We start from the raw sequence: 6,671 nt of genomic DNA on the forward strand, positions 1-6,671 counted from the left end.
CGGAGGGCTCTCCCGATGCTGCTCGACCCCGGAATGGACCTCACGCTGCGCCCCATGCGCTACCCGGACTTCTACGAGCGCTACCGCGCCGCGATCCGCAACACCTGGACCGTCGAGGAGGTGGACCTCTCCTCAGACCTGCCCGATCTCGCCAGGATGACGGCCGAGGAACGCCACCTGATCAACCGGCTCGTCGCCTTCTTCGCCACCGGCGACTCGATCGTGGCCAACAACCTGGTCCTCAACCTCTACCGGCACGTCAACGCCCCCGAGGCGCGGCTGTACCTCAGCAGGCAGCTCTTCGAGGAGGCGGTGCACGTCCAGTTCTACCTGACCCTGCTGGACACCTACCTGCCCGACCACGACGAGCGGGTGCGCGCCTTCGCCGCGGTCGAGCACATCCCCTCGATCCGGGACAAGGCCGAGTTCTGCTTCCGGTGGATCGACTCTCTCGGCGGGCTGGACCGCCTGGAGACGCGCGAGGACCGGCGGGCGTTCCTGCTCAACCTGATCTGCTTCGCGGCGTGCATCGAGGGGCTGTTCTTCTACGGCGCCTTCGCCTACGTCTACTGGTTCCGCTCCCGCGGCCTGCTGGGCGGCCTGGCCACCGGCACGAACTGGGTGTTCCGCGACGAGTCCATGCACATGGAGTTCGCCTTCTCCGTGGTGGACACCGTACGGGCCGAGGAGCCCGGACTGTTCGACGACGAGCTGGGCGAGCAGGTCACCCGGATGCTGGAGGAGGCGGTGGCCGCCGAGCTGGCCTTCGCCGCCGACCTGTGCGGCGACGGGCTGCCCGGAATGGAGGCGGAGCGGATGCGGCAGTACCTTGAGTACGTGGCCGACCAGCGCCTGGTCCGGCTCGGGTTGCCCGTCCGGTACGGCACCGCCAACCCCTTCGCCTTCATGGAACTGCAGGACGTACAGGAACTCGCCAACTTCTTCGAGCGGCGGGTTTCGGCCTACCAGATAGCCGTTGAGGGGAACGTCACATTCGACGAAGCCTTCTGAATACGCGGCGGGCCCGCGGGCAACCCCCCATGGGGGATCGACGACGGGAGGAAAGCCGATCTTGTCCAGATGGATCATCATGCTCATCACGGTGTCCGCCGCCGCCGCCGCGGTGGAGGTGGTGCGCCGCGTGCTGCGGTCGCGGCTGATCGGGGAGAGATGGGTCCTCGCCGGTCCGCTCGTGCACCGCTGTGCCTGGCCCGCTCTGACCACGGCGGTCGTCGTGGCCGCCAAGACCGTCTACGTTCCGAGCATGGCCGAGGGATCGTTCGCCGACGGCATCGAGCAGGTGCTCAGCCTGGCCATGATCGGCGTCGTCTCCTGGCTGGTCATCGAGGCCGCCTACGCGGTCACCGACGTGGTGCTGGACCGGCTGGTGACCGTCCAGGGCGAGCGCAACCGGCGGGCCCGCCGCATCCGCACCCAGATCACCCTGGTCCGGCGGGTGGCCTCCGCGGTGATCATCGTGGTGGCGCTGGGCGCGATGCTCTTCACCTTCCCCCAGGTGCGCGCGCTCGGCGCCGGACTGCTGGCCTCCGCCGGAATCGCCGGTGTGATCGTCGGCGTCGCCGCCCAGTCGACCCTGGGCAACATGCTCGCCGGGCTGCAGCTCGCCTTCAGCGACGCGCTCCGGCTCGACGACGTCGTGGTGGTCGAGGACGAGTGGGGCCGCATCGAGGAGCTCAGCCTCACCTACGTGGTGCTGCACCTGTGGGACGAGCGCAGGCTGGTGTTGCCGGTCTCCTACTTCACCACCAACCCCTTCGAGAACTGGACCCGCCACAGCAGCCGGGTGATCGGCGCGGTGATGCTCCGTGTCGACTGGTCGGTCCCGGTGGACGAACTGCGCACCGAGCTGTACCACGTCCTGCGCGAGCATCCGCTGTGGGACCAGAAGGACTGGGTCCTCCAGGTCGTCGACACCCTGCCCAACGGCCTGGTGGAACTGCGCGCGCTGATGAGCGCCGCCGACTCGCCCAGCGCCTGGGACCTCAAGTGCGACATCCGCGAGCACATGGTCAGGTTCATCCAGGAGAAGTACCCCGACTCGCTGCCCCGCTTCCGGGTGGACGACCGCGCCGCCTGACCGGCCGCGGCACCGCGACCCCGGGGTCCCGTACGGCAGGCTTCCCGTATGGCCGGGCCCGGCCGTACGGTGGGCCCCTACGCGGCCGGGCCTGGCCGCAGCACCCGGGCGGCCCCGGAGATCAGCGCGGTCGCCAGGATCCACCCGGACACGATCAGGGTCCAGGCCAGCCACCGCGTCCAGCCCACCGGCTCCCAGGCACCCCGCTGCTCGAAGACGCTCACCGGGACCAGCAGGTCGAGGGTGTAGGTGAACGGCTGGAAGACCCGGACCTCCTCGGGGTCGATCTTCACCGGAGGCATGGCGCCGAAGGCCACCGTCCCCGCGGTCAGCAGCACCGCCGCCCACAGGGCGGCCAGCCAGGGGCGGTAGCCGTACCCGACGACGAGGTCGAGCAGCCCGCCCCACGCCCGCCCGGCCGGCCGGAGCGTGCCGCGCCGGCCGCGCTGCTTGGCCAGCAGCACCCGGCGCGCGTCCGGCTCGTGGCCGATCCGCCGGTACCACGCCGCGAGCTGCTCGTACGGCTGGGGACGGTGGCCGTCCGGGTCCCGGTTCACCCACGACAATCGCTCGGCCACGTCCCACGGACCCCGCAGGGCCTCGTAGACCAGCCCGTTGAGGTGGACCCCGCCGGGATAGGCCTCCGGCCGGTCGAGCAGGACGCCGATCCGCGAGTAGGCCAGGTTGACCTCCCCCTCGATCCCGGCCGGCATCAGGATCAGCTCGTCCATCTGGGCGTGGCTGAGGTGCAGCACCCGGCCGGGGGCCTTCAGCACCGCGCCGGAGAAGGAGAGCGTGCCGCCGACGCGCGCGCCGCGCATCCGGATCGTGCCGGTCGCGGTGAACCCGGCGCTGAACTCCACGGTCCCGCACTCCAGCATGTCGGCCTCCACCGCGTATGGGCCGGTCGCGGTGACGGCGGCCCCCCGCAGGTAGATGCCGCCGCGGAGCCTGGCCCCGACGAGCCGCAGGCCGCCGGTGACATGCGTGTCCCGCAGGAACGTCGCGCCGGTGACGGTGAGGCCGCCGGCCCACAGGGCACACCGGGCCTGGTCGGCCTCCCGCCCGTACGGGCCACCCTCACTCCTCTCGTACGGTTCCCGCGGCCGCCCGCCGTCCCGCCTGGAGTGCTCACCCTGAGCCGACAGGCGCATCCTGGACAGCCTGAGCTGGCCGTTCACCTGGGCGTCGTCCATGCGGATCCCGCTGCGGACCCGGGAGCCGTCGAGGTCGAACAGGCCGTTGACCGTGCACCGGCCGGCTCGAACGCGTTCCAGATCGCATCCCTGTAACCGCACACCGGCGGCGGTGGCGTCGGTGAGGGAGATGATCCCGGACAGGCGGCAGCCGATCAGGTGCAGTTTGCCGGTGAGGACGGCGTCCGACAGGTCGAGCTCCCCCGTCACCCGCGCCCCCGCCAGCCGCAGTCCGGCGGTCCCGCCCGGCTCGGCCTGCCGGGCGCCGCGCAGCAGCGACGCCAGGACCTCCGCGCGGACCGTCCGCTCCGGCCCCCACCCGCCGCCGTTCGCCGGGTCGTCCTCCTCCGGGTCGCCGGTGCGCAGATCCACCCAGGCGCCCGTGGGGTAGGCGTTCCATACCCGGCGCTCGGCCGGGCTCAGCCTGCGGAACGACCGTGCCGGTCTCATCGAGGCCCTCCTCGCGGGTCCGCGCCCCTCCCCGGCGGGCGGCGCCGCGCCGGTTCCGGGACGGTCCGCCGTCATGATCGGGGAACGTCCCGGGAGAATCTACAACGTGCGGATATCCGATGGTTTCCAGCTGACCACCGGCGACCATGTCGCCACCCTCCGGATCGACCGGCCCGAGAGGCGCAACGCGATGAGCGCGGACATGTGGCGGGTGCTGCCGGACCTGCTCGCGCCGCTGGCCGCCGACCCCGGCGTGCGGGTCCTCGTGCTGACCGGCGCGGGCGGCACCTTCTGCTCGGGGGCGGACATCTCCGAGATCGCCGGTCTGGCCGACGGCGACGACGACACCGGGCTCACCGTCGCCGCCGAACGGGCGCTGACCGCCTTCCCCAAGCCGGTGATCGCGATGATCGAGGGGTTCTGCGTCGGCGGCGGCTGCCAGCTCGCCGTCGCCTGCGACCTGCGGGTGGCCGCCGAGGGCAGCCGCTTCGGCGTCACCCCGGCCCGGCTCGGGATCGTCTACCCGGTCAGTTCCACCCGCCGCCTGGTGGACCTCATCGGACCGCCCGCCGCCAAGTTCCTGCTCTACTCCGCCGAGCTCATCGACGCCGGCCGGGCGCTGCGCACCGGCCTGGTGGACGAGGTCGTCGCCCCCGGCGAGCTGGCCGGACGGGTGTACGGCCTGGCCAGGACCCTGGCCGCCAACTCCCGGCTGACCCTGGCCGCCACCAAGGAGATCGTGGAGGGCCGGGCCGGTGAGGCGCGGGTCCGCGAATGGCAGCGGGCCGCGCGCGAGGAGTCCGCGGAAGGGGTCGCCGCCTTCCTGGAACGCCGCCCGCCCCGCTTCACCTGGACCCCGCCGGGACCCGGCGCCGTCCCCGGCGATGCCCGGGACGGCGTCTCCGGCGGCGGCCCGGACTGAGCCTCGGAGGGTGTCTCCGGTGATGTCCCCGGCGGCCTCTCGAACGGCTTCTCCGGCGACGCCTACTCGGGGGACATGACCTCGTAGAGGTTGCCGGAGTCGTCGCGGAAGAACAGGCCGCGCGGGCACAGCGGATGGTCGACGCGGCCGTTGACGGGGTCGGCGGGGTGGCTGCCGTACGGCACGCCGCGCTCCCGGAGCCGGAACAGGATCGCGTCGAACGTGGCCGGGTCCACGTCGAAGGCCAGGTGGTGTCCCTCGGGCTCCTCGACGGTCATGTAGTCGAGGGTGAGGGAGTCGTTGACCCGGACGGGCGCGAAGTGGCCGCGCGTCCCGGCCGGGGGCAGGCACGCAAGGCCCATGACGTCGGCGAAGAACCGGGCCGCGCGTTCGTTGTCGCGGGCGGGGACGATGGTGTGGTTCAACGTGACGGTCACTTCGCGCCCTCCTCGGCGGAGCCTGGACGGGCCAGCGCGCCGTGCACGAACACGTCCACGAGTTCGGCGACGTCCGGCGCGGTGTCGCCGGCCGGTCGCCTGCTCCCGGCGAACGTCAGGTCCATGAACAGCGCGGCCAGCCGTTCCGGGGGAAGGCGCAGCGCCTCGCGGTCCGGCTCGAACAGCTCGGTCAGCGCCTCGCGGGTCCGCCGGAGGGACGCCTCCCGGCCGCCCGGGGCGTGCGGCCCGCCCGGCCGGCCGGCGGCCGTCCCGTCGGCGGGTTCCCGGTCCGCGGCACCGGCCGGTGCGTCCGTACGGTCCCCGCCCGTGTCGTCGGCCGGTGCATTCGTACGGTCCCCGGCGGGGGAGGGGCGCCGGTCGCGGGACGACCGGTGGCCCGAGGCGTGCAGGGCGCCGAGGACCGTGCCGATCCGCGTCAGGTGGGCCCGCATGGCCTCGGCCGCCTCGGTCAGGCGGACGGCGAGCGGCTGGTCGAGCGGGACGGCGGCGAGCTGTTCCAGCACGTGGTCGGGGCGGAGCGCCTCGGCCACGCAGGCGTCCAACAGCTCGTCCTTGTCGGCGAACACCCGGAAGATCGTGGCCTCGCCGATCCCGGCGGTCCTGGCGATCTGGCTGGTGGTGACGGCGGTGCCGTACTCGGCGACCAGCGGGAGGGCGGCGAGCACGATCATCTCCCGCCGCCGCTCGGGGCTCATTCCCGGCGCTCTGCGCCGGGGGGATGTGGTTTCCATGCCTCTCACGGTATGGAGTGAGTGCTCACTCCGTCAATGGGAATTCGTGAACGGACTCTCATGGGGAAGGTGCGATGATGCCGGACGATGCGGAGATGTTCCGCGACATCGGCGTTTCGGAGAACTTTTCATATACCCGGTTCCGCGTGTCGCCGTCCCCGGGGGAGATTCCTCATCCCGCCCCGATTTCCTGCGGAAACGGTTCTCCGAACACGCCCCGTGACGGCCGGTCACCCTCCATGATGTCCCCTGCGAGGACTCGTCCCCTGCTTCCGATCCTCGCCGGCGCGACGCGCCTACGCTGTTCACCACACCCCCGAGGAGAGAACCCATGGCGACACTGAAGGCACGAGTGAGCCGGCTGGAGGAGGAGTTCATGCTGCTCAGCAGCGAATGCGGAAGAACGGCCTCGGGCCGGGCCTACGACGCGCTGACCCCCGTCTACACCAAGCTCGATGTGATGAGCGAGTGCCTCGGCGGGGTGGAGCATCGGGTCATCGGCCTCGGCTTCGGCATGACCCGCCTGGACACCAAGGTCCTGAACCTGGAGATCGAAACCGAGAAGCTCGGTAAGAAGGTGTCGGAGCTGGACGCCAAGGTCACGGGCCTTGGCGTAAGCGTGTCGAACCTGGGCACCAGGGTCCTCGCGCTGGACGTCAAGGTGTCTGAGGTGGACGCCAAGGTCGACCAGCTCCGCGATGAGATGCGTGCCAGGTTCGCCGGCGTCGACGAGCGCATCGACGGGCTGGATGCCCGTATGGACGGGCTGGATGCCCGTATGGACGGGCTGGATGCCCGTATGGACGGGCTGGATGC

General features: G+C 71.7%; 6 protein-coding genes and 1 pseudogene. 4 read left to right on the top strand and 3 right to left on the bottom strand.

The genetic code is table 11. The features are described 5' to 3' along the window. Positions 1–15: 15 nt before the first annotated feature. Together AB0D67_RS18250 and AB0D67_RS18255 are read left to right on the top strand one after the other, a co-directional pair. A complete protein-coding gene (locus AB0D67_RS18250; RefSeq protein WP_362936334.1) occupies positions 16–1,011 on the top strand; it encodes a ribonucleotide-diphosphate reductase subunit beta in 996 nt (331 codons plus the stop codon). Between the two features lie 61 nt (positions 1,012–1,072). Further along, on the top strand, positions 1,073–2,098 hold the full coding sequence (locus tag AB0D67_RS18255) for a mechanosensitive ion channel domain-containing protein (protein WP_362936337.1): 1,026 nt from the start codon (positions 1,073–1,075) through the stop codon (positions 2,096–2,098). A gap of 77 nt (positions 2,099–2,175) precedes the next feature. On the opposite strand, the gene AB0D67_RS18260 is transcribed toward AB0D67_RS18255, so the two are convergent. Next, positions 2,176–3,744, bottom strand: a complete 1,569-nt coding sequence (locus AB0D67_RS18260) for a hypothetical protein (protein WP_362936340.1) — start codon at positions 3,742–3,744, stop codon at positions 2,176–2,178. 106 nt (positions 3,745–3,850) lie between these two features. Between AB0D67_RS18260 and AB0D67_RS18265 the strand changes: the two genes are divergently transcribed. Then, positions 3,851–4,666 carry an enoyl-CoA hydratase-related protein gene (locus AB0D67_RS18265; protein ID WP_362936343.1) on the top strand — a complete coding sequence of 272 codons (816 nt, stop codon included), beginning with the start codon at positions 3,851–3,853 and terminating at the stop codon, positions 4,664–4,666. Positions 4,667–4,728: 62 nt separating this feature from the next. Here AB0D67_RS18265 and AB0D67_RS18270 read toward each other — a convergent pair whose 3' ends face one another. Together AB0D67_RS18270 and AB0D67_RS18275 are read right to left on the bottom strand one after the other, a co-directional pair. Continuing rightward, positions 4,729–5,103 (bottom strand): VOC family protein, encoded by a 375-nt coding sequence (locus AB0D67_RS18270; RefSeq protein ID WP_362936347.1) that lies wholly within the window; start codon positions 5,101–5,103, stop codon positions 4,729–4,731. After that, positions 5,100–5,855, bottom strand: a complete 756-nt coding sequence (locus AB0D67_RS18275) for a TetR family transcriptional regulator (RefSeq protein ID WP_362936350.1) — start codon at positions 5,853–5,855, stop codon at positions 5,100–5,102. The genes AB0D67_RS18270 and AB0D67_RS18275 overlap by 4 nt, the downstream gene beginning before the upstream one ends. A gap of 331 nt (positions 5,856–6,186) precedes the next feature. On the opposite strand from AB0D67_RS18275, the pseudogene AB0D67_RS18280 reads away from it, so the two are divergent. After that, positions 6,187–6,671: pseudogene (locus AB0D67_RS18280) on the top strand (hypothetical protein); the annotation flags it as partial.

Source organism: Streptosporangium sp. NPDC048047, assembly GCF_040653115.1.
In the GTDB taxonomy this organism is placed as follows: Bacteria; Actinomycetota; Actinomycetes; order Streptosporangiales; family Streptosporangiaceae; genus Streptosporangium.

Coding starts and splice junctions, on each gene's coding strand:
- AB0D67_RS18250 (WP_362936334.1), top strand. CDS start 16: ATGCTGCTCGACCCCGGAATGGACCTCACGCTGCGCCCCATGCGCTAC.
- AB0D67_RS18260 (WP_362936340.1), bottom strand. CDS start 3,744: ATGAGACCGGCACGGTCGTTCCGCAGGCTGAGCCCGGCCGAGCGCCGG.
- AB0D67_RS18275 (WP_362936350.1), bottom strand. CDS start 5,855: ATGGAAACCACATCCCCCCGGCGCAGAGCGCCGGGAATGAGCCCCGAG.